This window comes from Burkholderia ubonensis (genome assembly GCF_001718695.1).
Classification (GTDB): domain Bacteria; phylum Pseudomonadota; class Gammaproteobacteria; order Burkholderiales; family Burkholderiaceae; genus Burkholderia; species Burkholderia ubonensis_B.
Map to the genome: position 1 here is coordinate 419,533 of NZ_CP013422.1, position 19,473 is coordinate 439,005.

Consider the following 19,473-nt stretch of genomic DNA (forward strand, 5'->3'; position numbering starts at 1 on the left):
ATTCGGCCGCGCGGGCGCCGCTTCAGAGCCGCACGCGCAGCGGGCAGGAACGGAAGGGCAGTTGTACCGGGGGCGAGGTGGGGCTGCTTATCGGCCTTGCGTCGGCAGGCGCAAACAGCACTGACAAGCGACAATCGCGGAAAACATGATGAACCATACAATATGGAGTGCGTATCTGTCGGCACTCGACGTCGTCGCCATCGTGACCGCGATCGTCATCCTGATCAGCACGCTCGACGATCTCACGCTCGATGCCTGTTACTGGTCGTTCGAAATCCGCCGGGTCCTGCGTCGCGAGAAGGCGCCAGCCATCGACATCGGCATGCTGCGCGCGCTCGACGAGCGTTATCTGGCGCTGATGGTGCCGGCCTGGAAAGAGTACGACGTGATCGCGAAGATGATCGAGAACACGCTCGCGACCATCGAGTACGAACGCTATGTGATCTTCGTCGGCACCTATCACAACGATGCCGAAACTACGGCCGAAGTCGAACGGATGGTTCGACGCTACCCCGGGCGCGTCACGCGCGCGACGGTGCGCAACGACGGGCCGACCTGCAAGGCCGACTGCCTGAACTGGATTCTCGATGCGATCCTGCGTTACGAGGACGTCCACCGCATCCAGTTCGCCGGCGTCGTGATGCACGACTGCGAGGACGTGATTCACCCGGCCGAATTGAAGTACCTGAACCACGCGGTCACGCAGAGCGACCTCGTGCAGCTTCCCGTGCTGTCGTTGCCGCGCAAATGGAACGAGTTCGTCGCCGGCTGTTACCTCGACGATTTCAGCGAAACGCATCAGAAGGACGTGCCGGTGCGCGCGCGTCTGACCGGCGTCGTGCCCGGCGCGGGCGTGGCGTCGTGCTACAGCCGCCGCGCGATCGACGCGGCGATGAAGGCGAGCGGCGGCAACGCGTTCAACACCAGTTCGCTGACCGAGGACTACGACTTCAGCTTCCGGCTGAGGGACCTCGGGATGACGGAGACGTTCGCCCGCTTCCCGCTGTCGGACGTCGCGCGCGATGCGCAGGCGCGCAACGCGCGCAAAGGCGCGGCACGTGAGAACCTGCTCGCGACGCGCGAGTATTTTCCGAAGACGTTCAGAACAGCATACCGGCAGCGCGCGCGCTGGGTGCTCGGCATCGCGTTTCAAGGCTGGGAGCAGCTCGGCTGGAAAGGCGACCTGCTCACCCGCTACATGTTCTTCCACGATCGCAAGGGCATCGTGACGTCGCTGTTCTCGGTGATCGCCTACGTCGTGCTGCTCAATTTCGTGCTGCTTGCCGTCCTCGAGAAAACCGGCCATGCGCTCCCGGCCAGCGTTCATTTCGCGACGAACGGCCCGTGGATCGCGCCGCTGCTGTGGGTGAACACCTTCATGCTGGTCGCGCGCGCCGGACAGCGCGTGCACTTCGTCAGCAAGCTGAACGGCCCGCTGCAGGGGGTGCTGTCGGTCCCGCGGATGTTCGTCAACAACATGATCAACTTCTACGCGGTTTGCCGCGCGTGGCGCATCTATCTCGGCCACCTGGTGAGCGGCAAGCCGATCGCGTGGGACAAGACCAGCCACACCTATCTGTCGAACGAAGCGCTCGGGAAAGTGCGGCGCAGGATCGGCGAGATCCTGGTCGGCTGGGGCGTGCTGTCGCTCGAGCAGCTGCAGGCATGCCTCGACAAGCAAGTGACGTGCGGCAAGCGGCTCGGCGAGCTGTTGCTCGACGCGAGCATGCTGTCGACCGAATCGCTCGCCGACGCGATCGCCGAGCAGGCCGATCTGCCGCGCGTGAGCCTGGGCAACGTTGCTGTCGGCCATTTCGCGGACTCGCTGGCCTTCGAGTTGCAGTACGCGTATCGCGCGATTCCGTTTTCCACCGCCGACGACGGCACGCTGAACATCGCGGTCGGCCGCCCGCTCACTCAGGACGAACAGGAGGTCGTGCGACGCGGCGCGCGTACCAACGTCGCGTACTTCATCGCGTGCGATGCGGAAATTTCCGCCGAACTCGCGCGGCACTCGCGCTTCGTCGAGATCTCGCGGCTACGCGACGGCGACGGCGCGTCGATGCAGGCATCTGCGGCGATTCGGCCGTCGGGAGAACAGGCATGAAACGCTCGACCCGTCCGATCACCGCCGGCCTCGCGCGCTGCGCGCGGCTCAGCGCACTGGCGCTCGCCATGTCGCTCGCGTGGCAGCCGCCCGCGCACGCTGCCCGGCCGCTCGTCCCCAAAGCGTTCCGGCTGGCCGACGGCGCCTACAAGGCAATCGACGCCGGCGACCTGCCCCGCGCGGAGGCGTATGCGTTGCGCGCACTGCAGATCCAGCCGGGCAGCGAGCAGCTCGGACTGTTGCTCGTCGACGTGTACCGGCGCGAAGGCAAGGTCGACGACGCCGACGCGCTGCTCGAATCGCTGAGCACACGCTTTCCGAACAGCGCGGCCGTGCTCGCGCAGCACGGTTATCTCGCGCAGCGCCAGATGCGCTACGACGTCGCGTGCCGCGACTTCTCGGCCGCCGTGGCGGGCGGCAAGTGGAGCGCGGAGCAGCAGCGCAACCTGCGGCTCGCATGGTCGGACAGCGCGCTCGCGGCGAACCGTCCGCATGAAGCGGGCATCGCGCTGGCGCCGCTCGCCGATGAAAAATCCGCGGTGATCCAGGTGCGCATCGCGCAATTGAGCCTGCAGGCCGGCGATCACGACACGGCGATCCGGATGGCCGAACTGGCCGCCAGCGACGCGGCGACGGACACCGAACGCAACATGGCCGCCGCGATCGCCGCGCAGGCGCGGCAGGTCGATCGGCCGCCGCAGGCACCGGCCGACGACTCGGCGATGCAGCATCTGCAACACGCGTACGACCTGCTGCGCGAGCACCGCGATCGCGATGCGCTCGACGCGTTCCAGCAAGGCTTCGCCGGCGGCGCCGGCAACGCGATGAACTATGCGGATGCCGGCTATGCGGCGAAGCGGATCGGCCTGAACGACGAATCGGTGCAGATGTTCGAGCACAGTCTCGATGCCGACGAAAGCGAGCACGCGTTCGACACGCAGCGCAAGTTCGGCTATCGGCGCGAAGTCGAGCAACTGCAGCGCACGTGGGGTTTCGTGCTGAGCGCGCCGTATCAATCGGCCGCGTTCGGCCCGCAAGGAACGATCAGCGTGCTGCAGCCGGGCGTCGAGGCGTACTGGCAGCCGCCGAAGATCGGCTACCAGAACGGGCGCATCCTGCAGTTCTTCGTGCGCGGTTACGGCACCGCGTACGACGGCAACGGCAACGTGACCGGCATGCCGACGGTGCAGGGGTCGGTGGGCGTGCGCTACAAGCCGATACCGGATCAGAACGTGGTGATGACCGCCGAGCGGCTGTTCCACATCGGCAGCCTGTCGATGACGGACTGGCTGATGCGTTTGGGATATTCGTCGGAAGCGGGCACCGACCTGCGCGTGACCGAGCCGAGCTGGCGCAGCTGGCAGGCCTATGTAGAAGGCGCCTATTTCATTCACGCGGGGCGCTACATCGTTTATTCGGAGCTGCGCTACGGCCACACGTGGCGTCTGCCGATGCTCGGCAATCGTCTGACCGTCTATCCGCACGTCGCGGTGGCGGGCGATCACGACAACCGTGAGAAGGACGAGACGGCGATCGGCGTGGGGCCGGGCATCCAGTTCCGGTACTGGTTCCGCGAAGGGCGCTATACGGCGCCGGCGAGCTACGTCGATGTGACGGTGCAATACCGGTTTCCGTTGACGTCAGCGGCCCGCGCACGTGGTCTCGTGGTGCGCGCGACATTGTGGTTCTGAGCGGCTGCGCTGACGCCTGGACGGATCGCTACGACGCGATCAGCTGGGCGATTTGAGCGTGATGATCGTTTGACGCAGCAGCTTGAAGTAGCCGCTCGTCGAATACGGGAGCATCTCCTCGACGTAGTTCCACCAGAAGAACCCGCCGATGAAGCGCGGATCGGTCATGCTGTTGACCATCGGGTAGTAGGTGGTGATGAGGTTCTGCTGCACCGACGTCGGCGCGGCGATGTCCGACGTGCCGATTTCGCCGAAGCCGACCTTCGCGTTCGGGAAGATGCTTTCCAGCGCCGCGAAGTCGTTCTTCCACGACGGGCTCAGGCCCGGGCAGTCCTGATACGGGTAGTAGCTGAACAGCGCGTAGTCGGCTTGCTGGCGCACCGTGGACGACAGGAAATTCGTCGGCCAGGTCTTCCAGTAATCCTGCGGCTTCGCCCAGCAGTTGTTGCCCTTGCTGTCGTCGTTGTAGTACAGCGTGATGGCCGTCTTGCCGCCGTTCGATTTCACGATCGTATTGGCCGCGGCGACCATCTGGCCGATCTGCTGCTCTTCCGAGTTGACCACCGTGTTGGTGCCGTTCGGGTCGTTGCGCAGCCATTCGCCGTTGATTTCGTTCGCGATTTCCCACACGTCGACGGTGTTCTTCAGCTGCGACACCAGTTCCTGCGTGCGCGCCTGGTACGCCGACAGCGTCGTCGGGAAATAGTACGAATCGTAGATTTCGCCCATCACGTATGCGACCGAGTGCAGGCGCAGCAGCGGCGCGTAGTAGTCGGCCGCCGACGTGCCCGGATCGAACACGACGCGCACCGTCGGGCGGTACGGCAGGTTCTGCAGCGACGCGACGATCGCATCGAGTTTGGTCAGGTCGTCCAGCGTGACCCCATAGACGGGGTTCTTCAAAGGCTCGACCTGGGCCTGGGCCGACTGGGACAGCGGCATCAGACCGGCACAAGCCACGCATGCGGCGATTGCAGTACGCGAGATAGTTTTCGTCAGCTTAATCAAAACTCGTTCCATCCTATGTTCAGAGGAAGCGAGATTTTAGACGAAAATAAAAGCTAATTATCCGACGATATTGGAAGTAAAGGGGTTCAATGGGCTGTGGCGTCATGCGCGGATGCACGCGCGCCGAGATAAACGAAGCATCCGCAGGCGAATTCGCAAACGCGTTTTCCGCACGGTCGCGAGCGACGTTCACGCTGTGGAGCGTGTCGTCGCGAGATGCGCTGCGTGCGCGCTCGCGCGACGATCCACTGGTTCGGCTCGCCCGACGCGCACGCATGCATCGTCGAGCGCCGGCGCACGCATCGCACGAAGTGGACCGTGCGCGAGGCGGCACGCAAACGTTTGGCGTTGATCTCGGCCGGAAAACCGCAGGAAATTGCTAAAGGATGCGTGTGGCGATGACGTTAAACGGGAACGGGGAAGACTGTCGATCGCATGCCTCCGACGTGCGACGCGCAGTCCGCAACAATCAGCGCAGCAGGGGAACCAACTTGAACCGTCAGCAATCTTGGACGCGTACGGCCGCGCCCGGCGAGATCATCTACTCGGAGGGCTTCGCCGGCGAGCCCGTCATCTATCTGATCGCGGAGGGCAAGATCGAGCTGTCGACGCGTTGCGAGGACAAACGCATCGTCATCGGCACGCTCGGGCGCGGCGACTTTTTCGGCGAAGCGGCGCTGCTCGGGGCAGAGCCGCGCGCGCACACCGCGAAGGCGCTCACGTTCTGTCAGCTCACCGTCGTGCCGGCGGAGGTGCTGGACGACGAAATCGGGCGCGTGTCCGCGCTGCTTCGCCATATCGTGCGCACGATGATCCGCCGCGTGAAGCGCAAGGACGACCAGCTCGCGACCTACACGCACGCGGATTTCCTGCCCGGCGTGCTGTCCTATGCGCACGTGCTCTCGCTGATGGCGGGCGGGGAGCGCCGCGGCGGCGACGAAGCGTGGGCGCGCCGGCCGATGCAGGCGTATGCCGAGCAGGCGTCGGTGCCGCTCGCCGACGTGATCAGGAAATGCCGCGCGGTCGCCGGGCATTCGCGTCCGCACGTGATGGCGATGCTCAAGCGCATGGAGAAGCTCAATCTCGTCACGATCGAGGCCGCGCAGGCGGATCAACTGAGCGGCGGGGCCGCCGATTACGCGGCGTCCGCCGACGCGCGCCAGGTCGTGACCTTCGACGCCGCCCGCATTACCGACCGCGCGCAGCAGGTCGCGGATCACGAGCTCGACCTGTCGATCAGCAGCGAACTCGAGCTGATCGAGCTCGCCGATCTCGAATCGCTGATCGGCGTCGAGAAGAAGCTGCTGCTCAACAAGCTGTCTCACGGCGAGATCGCGGACGAAGTGTTCGCGTTCCGCAAGTCGAAGGTGCTCAATTACGTCGAGCAGAAGGGCGTCGCGTACTTTACGCGGCGCAACGTCCGGCGCGGCGGCGAGCTCAACGCGCTGGAGGACCTGGCCTGGGTCGACCAGCGCACGCTGTTCGAGGTCGTCAGCGCGTTCGATACGTACGACCTCGCGAAGCTGCTCGCGAGCGCGGACGATCAGGCGGTCGTCGACCGGCTGTTCTCGGTGATGACCGAGACGCGCCGCAACGAGGTCTCGTGGGTCATGCGCCGCGACATCAAGATCGATCCGGTCGAGGTCGGCGACATCGAACAGCGGCTGCTGGATGCCGTGCGCGCGCTCAAGGGGCCGGCCGCCGCCGCGGCGAACCTTCCCGATCAGGCGGCGTGAGCGCCGGCCGGAGAGAGACATGGATCTGTTGACGCTGTTCGGCGTCGTGTTCGGTGGCGCGGCCATCGTGTTCGGCTTTTCGCTCGAGGGCGGGCATTTCGCGACGCTGTTCCAGCTCGAGGCGTTCGTGATCGTGCTCGGCGGCACGCTCGGCGCGGTGATGATACAGAACACGTGGGCGCGCTTTTTCGATGCGGTGAAGCAGCTGCGGCTCGCGTTCGTGCAGGCGCGGCGGGTCGATCGGCAGAGCCTGACGGATCTGCTGGAGTGGGGCGACCGCGCGAAGCTGAACGGCCTGCTCGCGTTCGAATCGATGGACGTCAGCGGGATTCATCCGTTCGCGCGGCGCGGGCTCGAACTGCTGGCGAACGGGGTGTCGACCGCGGTGCTCGAAGACGCGCTGCAGCGCGAGCTCGATGCCTACGAGCGCAGCCACATGGCGGCGGCGCGCGTGTGGCAGCAGGCGGGCGGCTATGCGCCGACGTTCGGCATCCTCGGCTCGGTGATGGGACTGATCCAGGTGACGAGCCATATTCTCGAACCCGCGCAGCTCGGGCCGGGGATCGCGGTGGCGTTCGTCGCGACGCTGTACGGGCTGGCGCTCGCGAACCTCGTGTTCCTGCCGCTGTACGGCAAGCTGCGTGCGCAGGTGGACAGCGAGCTGCGGTTTCGCAAGCTCTATCTCGACGGGCTGCTGGCGATCTCGCGCAAGGAGTCGCCGCATACGATCGAGACGCGCCTGACCGGCGATATTCGCGGCCGGGCGGCCGAGTCGCTCGCGTGACGCCCGTGGAGCATCGACATGACGGCACGAACTGAGGCCGCGCGCGCGGGCGCAACGGCGACCGGTCGCGACGACGATGAAGGCGACGACGCGCAGTCCGGCCGCTGGCTGATCTCCTATGCGGATCTCGTCACCACGCTGATGGTGCTGTTTCTCGCGCTGTACGTGCTGCAGCTCGCGAAGTACAACGCGCTCGACGCGCGCTATCAGACGCTCGCGCGGCACGACGACGCCGCGCGCGGCACGGCGGCCATCACGCTGCCCGAGCGCGTGCCCGCGTGGCTCGCGTCGCTCGATGCACTGAAGACGGCCGGCCGCATCGCGCTCGTGCGCGCGCCGCACGGGATCGAGATCGGCATCAACGCGAAGATCCTGTTCAACGTCGGCGACGCGCGGCTGCTGCCGGATGCGGCGCCGGTGCTGACCCAGATCGCGCGCGCATTGAGCGAGCATGCGAGCGGCGACATCCTCGTCGAAGGCCATACGGACAGCGTGCCGATCTCGACCGCGAAGTATGAATCCAACTGGGAGTTGTCGTCGGCGCGGGCGGGGGCCGTCGTGCGGTATCTGGTCGAGCGGGGCGTCGAGCCGCATCGGCTCGCCGCGATCGGCCGCGCCGATACGCAGCCGCTCGTCACCGGCGACGACGCGGCCGCACGCGCGCGTAATCGGCGCGTGACGATCTTCGTCGCGTACTGAACGGCGGCTGCGGCTGCGGATGCGATTGCATTGCGTGTGCTGATGCTCCACATCCGAGATCGACGCCGCGTTGCTGCCGGTGCCTGCCGGTGCCTGCCGATCCGTCGAACGCACGCGCACGCGCCGCTACGCTCAATAGCGGCGACCTTCCGCGCTGCCCGGAACCGGCAGACCGAGCCCCCAGACGCCAACCCGCTCAGGGCGAGCGCAACGCCTGCAATCCGAGCGTGAGCGCGTTGAGCGGCAGTTCGGCCGCGCCCATCGAGAAGCTCGTCGTATTCGCGCTCGACGCCGGCGTATGCATCAGCGCATGGACGATCCGCTCGCACGCATGGCCGTCGCCGTACGGATTGCTCGCATGCGCCATCGCGTCGTACGCGCTGTCGCTGCCGATCAGCCGCGACGCTTCTTCCACGAGGCGCTCCGCGTCCGTGCCGACGAGCCGCGCGTTGCCGGCCTGGACCGCCTCCGGGCGCTCGCACGTGTCGCGCGTGACGAGCACCGGCTTGCCGAGCGCCGGCGCCTCCTCCTGGATGCCGCACGAGTCGGTGATGATGAAGTGCGCGCGCGACATCAGGAACACGAACGCGAGATATTCCTGCGGTTCGATCAGGTAGATGTTGGCCTCGCCGCCGAGCAGCGCGAGCGCCGGCTCCCGCACGTTCGGATTCAGGTGCAGCGGGTAGACGAACTGCGCGTCGCGATAGCGGTGCGCGAGCGTGCGCAGCGCCTCGCAGAAATTCCGGAACGGCTCACCGAAGCTCTCGCGGCGATGGCCCGTGATCAGCACCATGCGGGCCGTCGGGTCGAGGAACGGAAAGCGCGCGGCGACCTCGCGGCTGAGCGCGTCGTCGCGTTCGAGCATGTGCTTGACGTCGTGCAGCGCGTCGATCACCGTGTTGCCCGTCATCACCACCGAGCCGACCGGCACGCCTTCGCTCAACAGGTTGTCGCGCGCCTGGCCGGTCGGCGCGAAATGCCAGGTCGACACCGCGTCGGTGATGCGGCGGTTCAGCTCCTCGGGCCACGGCGACCAGATGTCGCCGCTGCGCAGGCCCGCCTCGACGTGCGCGACCGGCAGATACCGGTAGAACGCCGCGAGGCTCACGGCCAGCGTGGTGGTCGTGTCGCCATGCACGAGGACGATGTCCGGGCGCAGGTCGTCGAACACCGCGCCGATCGCATGCAGGATGCCGGTCGTCACGTCGCTGAGCGTCTGGCCCTGACGCATCAGATCGAGATCGTAGTCGGGCTCGATGTCGAACAACGACAGCACCTGATCCAGCATTTGCCGATGTTGTGCGGTGACGCACACCTTCGCGTCGACATCCGCGCGCGCCTTCAGCGCGCGCACGAGCGGCGCCATCTTGATGGCTTCCGGCCGGGTTCCGAATACAAGCAAGATCTTCTTCATTGATATCCCCGTATAGCTTTTCTGAGCGGAAGGAACCGGCTCCCGACATCGACCTGCTCGCACGCCACCGGCCGACGCACGTCGCGATTGCGTCGGTTCGCACCGCACGAGGTGCGGCGGCGTTGCAACGGCGAGCGCCGCGTGTTGGCCCGCGTGATCTGCGCCGCGCCATCGCCGGACGACCGTGGTGTCGTCGCGATTCCGGTTACGTCATGAGTGTTCTTTGCCGTGCCGTTCGTCGCGACCGCTCCCCGTTGCCAATACAGCAATATTCAAACCACCCGCCGCGTGGCCCGGCCCCGACGCCCGCGCCGCATCGGCAACGCGTCGAACGTTTCACAATTGCTACGAGCGCGGCGCGCCGGCGCGCGGCGGGGACGCTGAGTTGCACCCGTGGCGTCGCCCCGTACGACGCGTGGCGTCGTTCGTTGCGTGCGGCATCGCGTTGCATGACGGCCCGCGCGTGAAACGACCGGACGGCCGCGCGAGATCGCGAAATGTTGCGCATCTGAAACATGTGCGGTGTCCATTCGCAGCCGGCGCGACATCGCGGATGCTGACGGCACGGCGCGGCGACGCAGTCGCGATGCGATGACCGACGCCTGCGCAGCCCTTACCCCGCGCGGCTTGCAGGCCTTGCGTCGATGCGCGACGCGACGCGGTGGATCGTCTCGCCGACGGTCGAGAGCGATGATGCGGCGATGAATCAAAAACGGACGGCGCGGCGCGTCGGCGAGCGCGTCGGCGCATCGCCGGCCCTTGCCGCGTGGGCGAAGTCGGTCGATGGCTCGACGCTTGCTTGTTCGATGGTGCAGGCGTGCGGCGGCCGACGCAGCTCGGCGATACCGATACGGCGGAGCCGGAAACAGCGCTCGGTGTGCCTACGTTCGGATGTGGCGCGACGCACGAGATGCACGCGCATGTGCGCAGTTGCGACGGACCTGCGGGTGCGACCACGGTGGACGAAAAACCGCGGCGCACGGCCGATGGACGAACAGGGGCAAGGAGACGGGTCATGTGTGGGATCGTCGGCGCGGTCGCGCAACGGAACATCGTTCCGATTCTGATAGAAGGCTTACGCCGCCTCGAATACCGGGGCTACGACTCGTGCGGCGTCGCGACCGTCGTCGACGGCGCGGCGCGCCGCGAACGCAGCGTGTCGCGCGTCGCGGATCTCGAAGCGCACGTGGTGAGCGCCGGGCTTTCCGGCAGCACGGGGATCGCGCACACGCGCTGGGCGACGCACGGCGCGCCGGCGACCTGCAACGCGCACCCGATCTTCTCGCGCGACGAAATCGCGCTCGTGCACAACGGCATCATCGAGAATCACGAATCGTTGCGCTCGCAACTGTCAGACGAACATTACGAATTCGACGGCCAGACCGACACCGAGGTCGTCGCGCACCTGATCCACAGCAAGTATCGCGGCGACCTGCTCGCGGCGGTGCGCGACGCGACCTCGCAACTGCACGGCGCGTATGCGATCGCGGTGTTCAGCAAGTCCGAGCCGCAGCGGCTCGTCGGCGCGCGGGTCGGCTCGCCGCTCGTCGTCGGGCTGAAGGACGGCGAGTGCTTCGTCGCGTCGGACGCGCTCGCGCTCGCCGGCATCACCGACCGCTTCATCTTCCTCGAGGAAGGCGACATCGTCGAACTGACCGCCGGCCACGCGCGGATCTTCGACCGCAACGGCGTGCAGGTCGAGCGCCCGGTGCAGACGGTGACGTCGGGCGACGGCTTGGTCGAGCTCGGCCCGTATCGCCACTTCATGCAGAAGGAGATCTTCGAGCAGCCGCACGCGGTCGCGGCGACGATTCCCGATGCGGGCCTGTTCGATCCCGCGGTGTTCGGGCCGGACGCGCGGCGCATCTTCGAGCAGATCGACAACGTGCTGATCCTCGCGTGCGGCACGAGCCATTACTCGGGGCTCACCGCGCGCCGCTGGCTGGAGACGATCGCGCGGCTGCCCGCGCAGGTCGAGATCGCGAGCGAATACCGCTACAGCGACGCGCTCGCGCTGCCGAACACGCTGGTGGTCGTCGTGTCGCAATCGGGCGAGACGGCCGACACGCTCGCGGCGCTCAAGTATGCGCAATCGCTCGGCCATCCGGACACGCTCGCGATCTGCAACGTGCCGACCAGCGCGATGATGCGGCAGACCAGCCTGCGCTTCCTCACGCGCGCGGGCCCGGAGATCGGCGTCGCGTCGACGAAGGCGTTCACGACGCAGCTCGTCGCGCTGTTCATCCTGTCGGTCACGCTCGGGCGGCTGCGCGGCTGCGTCGACGACGCGCAGCTCGCGCGCTATGCGACGCAGCTGCGGCGGCTGCCCGACGCGCTCGCCGACGTGCTCGCGCTCGAGCCGCAGATCGAACGCTGGGCGGAGGAATTCGCGTGCCACGAGAACGCGCTGTTCCTCGGGCGCGGGCTGCATTATCCGATCGCGCTCGAAGGCGCGCTGAAGCTGAAGGAGATCTCGTACATCCACGCGGAGGCGTATCCGGCGGGCGAACTGAAGCACGGGCCGCTCGCGCTCGTCACGCACACGATGCCGGTCGCGACGATCGCGCCGAACGACATGCTGCTCGAAAAGCTGAAGTCGAACATGCAGGAAGTGAGGGCGCGCGGCGGGCAGCTGTACGTGTTCGCGGATGCCGATACGCGCATCGACAACGGCGACGGCGTGTCGGTGCTGAGGATGCCGGATTACTACGGGCTGCTGTCGCCGATCCTGCACGTCGTGCCGCTGCAGTTGCTCGCGTATCACGCGGCATGCGTGCGCGGCGCGGATATCGACAAGCCGAGGAATCTGGCGAAGTCGGTGACGGTGGAGTGACGGGGACGGGCGGTGCGTGTGCGGCGCCTCAGAGCGGAGCGGTAAGCGTGTTGCGGCCGTGGGCGCAGGCGATGAAGTCGTTCGCATGTTTCGTTACCGGGGCCGCGAGCCGCAAAACGCCGCTGCGACGGCCGCCCGATTCATGCGAAGATTGGCCGACCGTTCCGAGAACCGAACCCGAGGCCCCCGTGAACCGATCGAATCCCGAACGCAACGCACACACCGGCCACCCGCCGTGGATGCACATCGCTTTGGCCGAGCTCGGCATCCGCCGCTTCCCGCCCGGCAGCAGCAACCCGCGCATCGTCGAGTACAACAACCACACGAACCTCGTCGGCTATGACGACAAGATTTCGTGGTGCTCGTCATTCCTGAACTGGTGCATGGCGCATGCGGGCTTGCGCGGCACCGGCTCCGCGCTCGCGCGCTCGTGGCTCGAATGGGGCAGGGCGCTGGAGCGGCCGGTCTACGGCTGCGTCGCCGTGCTGACGCGAGACGATCCGGCGAGCTGGAAGGGGCACGTCGGGTTCTATCTGCGTCACGACGACGAGAACGTCTACCTGTTCGGCGGCAACCAGCTCGAAGAAGTGCGCGAGCTCGCGTATCCGGTGAGCGAGGTGATCGGATACCGGTGGCCTGACGTCGGCTGAATGCGCGGCATCGCCGAGTCGACGGGCGGGCGTGGAGCGTTTCGATGCGGCGAAGGTCGCCGGCGCACCGGTCAGCGGGCCGCAGCGGTGGCCGCGACGGCTTCCGGCTCCGTCCCGCCCGCCGCATCGTTGCGGCTCCAGCCGCCACCGAGCGACCGATACAGCGCAACCGCCGACAGCGCGTGCTCGCGCCGCACCTGATTCAGCGCGTCCGAATCGCGCAGATACACTTCCTGCGCCGACAGCACGTCCAGGAAATCCGTCGCGCCGCCCTTGTAAAGCTGGTTCGCGAGACCGAGCGCGTGATTGGACGCCGACAGCGCGCTCGCGAGCCGCTGCGTTGCCGCGTCGCTGCTGACGAGATCCGCGCGCGCATCCTCGATTTCACGCAGCGCCTGCAGCATCGTCTGCCGCAAGCCGAGCTCCGATTCGCGCATGCGGCTTTCGCTCCGAGCGATGTCGGCGGTGATGCGCCCGGCGTTGAAGATCGGGCTCGTTGCGCTCAGCGCCGCGCTGAACAGGTTGTCGGTCAGCGTCGGCAGGCCGAGATAGGACGCGGCGAGGAGGCCGTCGGTCAGGTTCAGCGAGAACTTCGGATAGCGCTCGGCCTTCGCGACGCCGACCTGGGCCGCGCGCTGCTCGACGCGCGCGTAGGCGCTCAGCACGTCGGGGCGGCGCAGCAGCGCCTGCGACGGCAGCGTGGCGGGCGATCCGTCCGGCGGCGCGGGGATGTCGCCGGCCTGCGCGAGCACGAGCTTGTCGACCGACTCGGGCGTGCGCCCCGAATACACGGCGATCAGGTTGAGCTGGTGCGAGATCTGCGCCTGCGTCGGCGGAATCCGCGCTTCGAGCGCATCGAGCTGGTTCTGCGCGCGCGTGACGTCGAGCTCGGTCGACAGCCCGAACGCCTGACGCTTGCGCGTGAGGTCGAGCGCGCGTTGGCGGATCCGCGCGTTGTCCTGCAGGATCCGCAGTTCCTGCTGCGCCCACCGCAGGTCGACGTAGGCCGACGCGGTGTCCGCCGCGAGCGCGAGCCGCATCGCGTCTTCCGCGTGCTTCTGCCCGACGAGTTCGGCTTGCGCGGCGAGCAGGTCGAGCCGTTCGCCGCCGAACACGTCCGGCGACCAGCTCAGCGCGAGGCCCGCGCCGGCCTGCTTCACGTAGCCGAGCGGCGGCGGCGTGTTCTGGCGCGCGTAAGCGCCGTGCGCGTTCGCGTCCAGTTCCGGCAGCAGCGCCGAGCGCTTCTGCACCGTCAGCGCCTGCGCCTGCTTCACGCGCTCGGCGGCCGCCTGCAGGTCGAGGTTGGCGTCGAGCACGGTGGCGATCAATGCGTCGAGCACCGGGTCGTGGAACTGCGCCCACCACGTTGCGGCGTCGACGTCCGCGCGCGGCACGTCCGTGTCCCACGCGTGCGGCGCGAGCGATTCGACCGATTCATGCAGCGCGGGATGCTGCGCGGGCTGCACCGCGCAGCCGGCAGCGAGCGCGCTGACGGCGAGGGCGACGAGAAGCTTTTTCATGACGATGACCTCAGTGCGCGTCCGGCGGCGGCGCGCTCGTGGAAATGGGTTTGGAAAACAGCACCGCGATCAGCGCGACGAGGAAACACAACGCCAGCGCGTAGAACGCGTCCGCGTAAGTGAGCGTCAGCGCTTCGCGAAAGATCAGCCGGTGCAGGTTCGCGAGGCCGGCCTGCGCGGCGTTCAGCGTGTCGCCGGCTGCGGCCGTCCAGTGCGCGGCCTGCCCGTCGAGCAGCGCCGCGACCTGCGGCTGGCCGGCACTCACGTGCTCGTTGAGGCGCAGGTAGTGGAAATTCAGCCGGTCGTTGAGCATCGTCGCGCTGACCGCGATGCCGATCGCGCCGCCGAGGTTGCGCATCAGGTTGAACAGGCCGCTCGCCGATTTCAGCCGCGACTGCGGCAGCGAGCCGAGCGCCATCGTCACGATCGGCGGCACGCTGAACTGCTGGCCGATGCCGCGCAGCGCCTGCGGCAGCAGCAGTTCGCGCCAGCCCCAGTCGTGCGTGATCGGCGTGTACAGGTAGACGCCGAGGCCGAAGCAGGCGAGCCCGAACACCAGCAGCACCCGCATGCTGAAGAAGCGCGTCGCGAACGCATACGCGCCGAGCGCGAGCATCTGGAACGCGCCGACCGACAGCAGCGCGATGCCGATCTGCAGCGAGCTGAAGCCGCGCACCTGCGCGAGAAAGAGCGGCGTCAGGAACACCGACACGAAGATGCCGATCCCGGTCACGAACGACAGCAGGCTGCCGATCCCGAAGTTGCGCACGACGAGCGCGCGCAGGTCGACGATCGGGTCCTTCGCGGTCAGCGCGTGGACGAGGAACAGGAAGCCGCAGATCGCGGAGATCCACGTGCACAGCACGATGACGTCGTCGCCGAACCAGTTCTTGCGCGGGCCTTCCTCGAGCACGTATTCGAGGCAGCCGAGGAAGCCGGACATCAGCGCGATGCCGGGATAGTCGCCGCGCTTGAGCAGGCCGAGGTCGGGCTGGTCGATATGCACGTAGCGCGGCACCAGCGCGGCCACGACGATGCCCGGCGCGAGGTTCAGGTAGAACAGCCAGTGCCACGACCACTGGTCGGTGATCCAGCCGCCGATCACCGGGCCGATTGCCGGCGCGAGCGACGCGAGCGCGCCGATGGTCGTCGATGCGACCAGCCGCTGCTTGCCGGGAAACAGCACGAACGCGGTCGTGAACACGGTCGGGATCATCGCCGCGCCGAGCGCGCCCTGCAGCCCGCGAAACAGGATCATCGAGTTGATGTCCCACGCGAGGCCGCACAGCATGCTGGTGATCGTGAAGCCGACCGCGGACGCGACGAACAGCCAGCGCGTCGACAGCACCTTCGACAGCCAGCCCGACATCGGGATCACAAGGATCTCCGCGATCAGGTACGCGGTCTGCACCCACGACAGCTCGTCCTGGCTCGCGGACAGCCCGCCGCCGATGTCGCGCAGCGACGACGCGACGATCTGGATGTCGAGGGTCGCCATGAAGAACCCGACGCACATCAGCGCGAACGCGAACACGCGCTGCCGCATCGGTTGCGACGCCGGGTTGCCGATAAAGCCTGTAGTCATGATCCGCTCCGTCATTCGCTCGGCATGCCGCTCAGTCCGCGCGCGCCGTATGCACGGTCACGACCGCGGACAGGCCGGGACGCAGCACGTTCTCGAGGCCCGGCTGCGCATCGAGATGCACGCGCACCGGCACGCGCTGCACGATCTTCGTGAAGTTGCCGGTCGCGTTCTCCGGCGGCAGCACGCTGAAGGTCGCGCCGGTCGCGGGCGCGAGGCTCTCGACGCGGCCGTGCACGCGCAGGCTCGATGCGTCGAGCGACACGTCGACGCGGTCGCCCGGGCGTATCTTCTTCAGCTGGTCTTCCTTGAAGTTCGCGTCGATCCACAGGCCCGACGCGGGCACGATCGTCAAGAGCGGCACGCCGACGTTCGCGAGCATCCCGACCCGGCCGGTGCGGTTGCCGACGTAGCCGTCGACCGGCGAGCGGATCGTCGTGTATTCGACGTTGAGCGCCGCGACCCGCTGCGCGGCGAGCGCGGTGTTGACGCGCGCGCGGGCGTCGGCGAGCTGCGCGCCGAGCACGTCGAGCTGCCGCTTCGCGGCGAGCAGTGCGGCGTCGCTGCGGTCGACCGCGGCGCTCGCCTTCGAATAATCGGCATCGGCCCGCTCGACGATCTGGTTCGACACCGCGTCGGACTTCACGAGCTCGCGGTAGCGCACCTTGTCGGACGATGCGCGCGTCAGTTCGGCAGCCGACGCGCTTTTCTCCGCGGTTTGTTGGCCGATCACCGCGTACTGAAGCTGCTGCTTCGCTTCGAGTTCGGCCACCGCGGCGCGCGCGCCTTCGACGTCGGCCGTCGCCTGCGCGAGCTTCGCGTCGTAGTCGCGCGCGTCGAGCCGCACCAGCACGTCGCCGGCCTTCACGCGCTGGTTGTCGGTTACGAGGATCTCGTCGACGAAGCCGTTCACCTTCGGCGCGAGCACCGTGACGTTGCCGCCGACGTACGCATCGTCGGTGCTCTGCTCGAAGCGCAGCACGAACAGCCAGTCGAGCGTCGCGGCCGCGACCGCGACGACCACCGCCGCGACCGCGATCCGCATCCACGGCACGCGGCGTTGCTGCTTCGCGGGCCGGTCGGCTGTAGCCGCGTCGCGCGACGCAGCGGTTTGGGTCGTTTCCATCGATGCATCCATGTATATGCACGTATCGGGGCGATCGGCGAGGTCGTCGATCAGCGCGTCGCCAGGTCGTGCGTGATCGTGAACAGTTCGTCTCTGAGGCGTGCCGCGCGTGCTGTGCCGAAGCGTTGCTCGAATGCGTGCTGGGCGGCGCGCCAGTGCACCTGTGCTGCGGCGATCTTCGCTTCGCCCTCTGCGGTCAACGAGAACGTTCGGCGGCGGCACCGCGGCTCGACGCGGCCGCTGACGAGCGCCGCGCCGACGAGCGGCTTGAGCGCGCGCAGCAGCGCGGTGCGCTCGATCACCAGCACGGCCGACAGCGCCGCCATCGTCAGGCCGGGGCGTTCGCGCAGCAGCGCGAGGATGCTGTACTGCGACGCGGTGACGCCCGCCTGCGACAGGTAACGCTCGTAGAACTGCGAGATCCGGCGGGCGGCCTGCCGGACAGCGAAGCAATCGTCGTCGCTGAGTGGGGTGTTGTGCATGTGCACATGCTAGGGCGCGGCGCGCCGCGAAGCGAGCAGCCGCGCGGGATCAGATTGGTGTCGCGGCCGTACCAATCGGGCGCGCGATGCGCGGCGCGTGCGCGCCGGCACCCATCAGCGTGCGCCGTCGCCGTAGGCGGCTGCGTAGTCGATGAACGCCTTCACCTTCGCCGGCAGCAGCGCGCGGTTCGCATAGGCGAGCTTGATCTCGACGAACGCGTCGACGAGGTCGGCATCCTCGAGCAGCCGGACGAGCGCGCCGGACGCGAGCTCCGTCTCGACCAGCGCGCGCGGCACCACGCCGATTCCGAAGTGGCGCAACACCATCTCCCGGTTGAACACGGGGCTGTTGGACGCGACGTCGAAGCGCAACGGCACGGTCAGCGTGTCGCCGCCGACGCGGAACGCCAGCGCGGGCCGGCGCAACGACGGCGACATCGGCACGAACGCGTGGCCGGCGAGTGCGGCGGGAGTCTCGGGCCGCGGATGCGTGCGCAGATACGCGGGCGTCGCGACGATCACCACCGGGATGCGTTCCACGAGCCGCACGACGGTCGTCTCGCTCGTCAGCATGTAGGGCACGACGATGCCGATGTCGAAGCCTTCGCCGACCAGATCGACCGGGCGCTCGGTCAGCGTCACGTCGAGGCGCACTTTCGGATGCGCGGCCTTGAAGCCGGCGATCAGCGGCACGAGGCGGTTCAGCGCGACGGTCGTGTGCGCGACGAGCCGCAGCAGGCCGTCCGGCTCGCGGGTCTGCGTCTGGGCTTCCGCCTCGAGCGCGTCGAGTTCGTCGAGCACGGCCGCGCACCGCTCGTACAGGCGCTCGGCCGTTTCGGTCAGCGACACCTGCCGCGTCGTGCGGTGCAGCAGGCGGCTGCCGAAGCGCGCCTCCAGCTCGGCGATCGCGCGCGACACGACCGGGCGCGCGAGGCCATGCACGTCGGCGGCGCGGGTGAAGCTGCGCAGTTCCACCACCGACCGGAAAAGCCGCAGCTTGTCGAAGTAGTCCATGCCCGTTTCCTCGAAGCGATGGCGGGGCACGTGACGTACGCGGCCGGCCCAGCCATGTCACGGCGCAGTGTACATTGACTTTATGCATATGCACATATAGATTGCCGTGCATGAACGACACCCAGATTGTGCAGGCCTGCAACTGTCTCGCGCTGCGGCAGGCCGCGCGCTTCGTCACGCAACTCTATGAGCGGCATCTCGCGCCGGTCGGAGTCACGGCCGCGCAATTCGCGATCATGGCCAATCTGTCGCACCGTCCCGAGCAGCGGATGAGCGAGCTGGCGGACACGCTGGTGATGGATCGCACGACGCTGCTGCGCGCGCTGAAGCCGCTGCAGCGCGACGGGCTCGTCGCGGCGGGCGCGTCCGAGCACGACGCGCGCGCGCATGCACTGAGCCTCACGGCCGCCGGCCGGCGTACCTACGCGCGCGCGAAAATCGCGTGGCAGGCTGCGCAGGACGAGTTCGAGGCGCAGTTCGGCCGTGCGCGCGCGAAGGCGCTGCGCAGCGAGTTGTTCGGCGTAATCGGGCAGCGATAGGGCGCGGGTGCGGCGGGCTGCGAAGGCGCCGGGCCGCACGCGCGGTGCGATGTCGTGACTGCACCGCGCGGGCGCGCAGATGCGCCGATGCGATGTCGCGCGTGGTCGATGACGTTGCGCGCGCGATGCGCCGGTCGCTGTTGCGTTGGTCGGGTCGGGCACGTGGGTCCAGTCGGTCAAGCCGATGAGGTCGCTCGAACCACTCGAACCACTCGAACCACTCGAACCGCTCGAACCGCTCGAACCGCTCGAACCGCTCGAACCGCTCGAACCGCTCGAACCGCTCGA

15 protein-coding genes are annotated in these 19,473 nt (G+C 67.8%); 8 read left to right on the top strand and 7 right to left on the bottom strand.

Annotated features, from left to right (window positions below):
* Positions 1–148: 148 nt before the first annotated feature.
* Together WJ35_RS21810 and WJ35_RS21815 are read left to right on the top strand one after the other, a co-directional pair.
* Entirely contained in the window at positions 149–2,107 is a 1,959-nt protein-coding gene (locus WJ35_RS21810) for a glycosyl transferase family protein (RefSeq protein WP_014724560.1), read from the top strand.
* Entirely contained in the window at positions 2,104–3,798 is a 1,695-nt protein-coding gene (locus tag WJ35_RS21815; RefSeq protein ID WP_059463469.1) for a bacteriophage N4 adsorption protein A, read from the top strand. The genes WJ35_RS21810 and WJ35_RS21815 overlap by 4 nt, the downstream gene beginning before the upstream one ends.
* 39 nt (positions 3,799–3,837) lie before the next feature.
* Here WJ35_RS21815 and WJ35_RS21820 read toward each other — a convergent pair whose 3' ends face one another.
* Complete coding sequence (locus WJ35_RS21820) at positions 3,838–4,818, bottom strand: hypothetical protein (RefSeq protein ID WP_014724562.1); 981 nt, start codon at positions 4,816–4,818, stop codon at positions 3,838–3,840.
* A 479-nt stretch (positions 4,819–5,297) separates the two neighbouring features.
* On the opposite strand from WJ35_RS21820, the gene WJ35_RS21830 reads away from it, so the two are divergent.
* From WJ35_RS21830 to WJ35_RS21840, 3 genes are read left to right on the top strand one after another with little or no spacing between them, the layout of a single operon-like run.
* The gene (locus tag WJ35_RS21830) at positions 5,298–6,542 is read left to right on the top strand and encodes a cyclic nucleotide-binding domain-containing protein (RefSeq protein WP_069239981.1); all 1,245 of its coding nucleotides are present in this window, start codon (positions 5,298–5,300) and stop codon (positions 6,540–6,542) included.
* 19 nt (positions 6,543–6,561) lie between these two features.
* Positions 6,562–7,326, top strand: coding sequence for a flagellar motor protein (locus WJ35_RS21835; protein WP_060235389.1), 765 nt, complete (start codon positions 6,562–6,564; stop codon positions 7,324–7,326).
* An 18-nt stretch (positions 7,327–7,344) separates the two neighbouring features.
* On the top strand, positions 7,345–8,025 hold the full coding sequence (locus tag WJ35_RS21840) for an OmpA/MotB family protein (RefSeq protein WP_069239982.1): 681 nt from the start codon (positions 7,345–7,347) through the stop codon (positions 8,023–8,025).
* Between the two features lie 196 nt (positions 8,026–8,221).
* Here WJ35_RS21840 and wecB read toward each other — a convergent pair whose 3' ends face one another.
* Positions 8,222–9,439 carry a non-hydrolyzing UDP-N-acetylglucosamine 2-epimerase gene (gene wecB / locus WJ35_RS21845; RefSeq protein WP_069239983.1) on the bottom strand — a complete coding sequence of 406 codons (1,218 nt, stop codon included), beginning with the start codon at positions 9,437–9,439 and terminating at the stop codon, positions 8,222–8,224.
* A 1,015-nt stretch (positions 9,440–10,454) separates the two neighbouring features.
* Between wecB and glmS the strand changes: the two genes are divergently transcribed.
* The gene (gene glmS / locus WJ35_RS21850; RefSeq protein ID WP_060233326.1) at positions 10,455–12,272 is read left to right on the top strand and encodes a glutamine--fructose-6-phosphate transaminase (isomerizing); all 1,818 of its coding nucleotides are present in this window, start codon (positions 10,455–10,457) and stop codon (positions 12,270–12,272) included.
* 239 nt (positions 12,273–12,511) lie between these two features.
* The gene (locus tag WJ35_RS21855) at positions 12,512–12,922 is read left to right on the top strand and encodes a TIGR02594 family protein (RefSeq protein WP_069239984.1); all 411 of its coding nucleotides are present in this window, start codon (positions 12,512–12,514) and stop codon (positions 12,920–12,922) included.
* 71 nt (positions 12,923–12,993) lie between these two features.
* Here WJ35_RS21855 and WJ35_RS21860 read toward each other — a convergent pair whose 3' ends face one another.
* From WJ35_RS21860 to WJ35_RS21880, 5 genes are all read right to left on the bottom strand, one after another.
* Positions 12,994–14,442, bottom strand: coding sequence for an efflux transporter outer membrane subunit (locus WJ35_RS21860; protein ID WP_069239985.1), 1,449 nt, complete (start codon positions 14,440–14,442; stop codon positions 12,994–12,996).
* Positions 14,443–14,452: 10 nt separating this feature from the next.
* On the bottom strand, positions 14,453–16,027 hold the full coding sequence (locus WJ35_RS21865) for a DHA2 family efflux MFS transporter permease subunit (protein ID WP_060235644.1): 1,575 nt from the start codon (positions 16,025–16,027) through the stop codon (positions 14,453–14,455).
* A gap of 31 nt (positions 16,028–16,058) precedes the next feature.
* Entirely contained in the window at positions 16,059–17,150 is a 1,092-nt protein-coding gene (locus tag WJ35_RS21870) for an HlyD family secretion protein (protein ID WP_069240598.1), read from the bottom strand.
* Between the two features lie 50 nt (positions 17,151–17,200).
* Entirely contained in the window at positions 17,201–17,632 is a 432-nt protein-coding gene (locus tag WJ35_RS21875; RefSeq protein WP_069239986.1) for a MarR family winged helix-turn-helix transcriptional regulator, read from the bottom strand.
* 114 nt (positions 17,633–17,746) lie between these two features.
* On the bottom strand, positions 17,747–18,646 hold the full coding sequence (locus WJ35_RS21880) for a LysR family transcriptional regulator (RefSeq protein WP_069239987.1): 900 nt from the start codon (positions 18,644–18,646) through the stop codon (positions 17,747–17,749).
* A gap of 110 nt (positions 18,647–18,756) precedes the next feature.
* On the opposite strand from WJ35_RS21880, the gene WJ35_RS21885 reads away from it, so the two are divergent.
* Positions 18,757–19,185, top strand: a complete 429-nt coding sequence (locus tag WJ35_RS21885) for a MarR family winged helix-turn-helix transcriptional regulator (protein ID WP_069239988.1) — start codon at positions 18,757–18,759, stop codon at positions 19,183–19,185.
* Positions 19,186–19,473 lie beyond the last annotated feature (288 nt).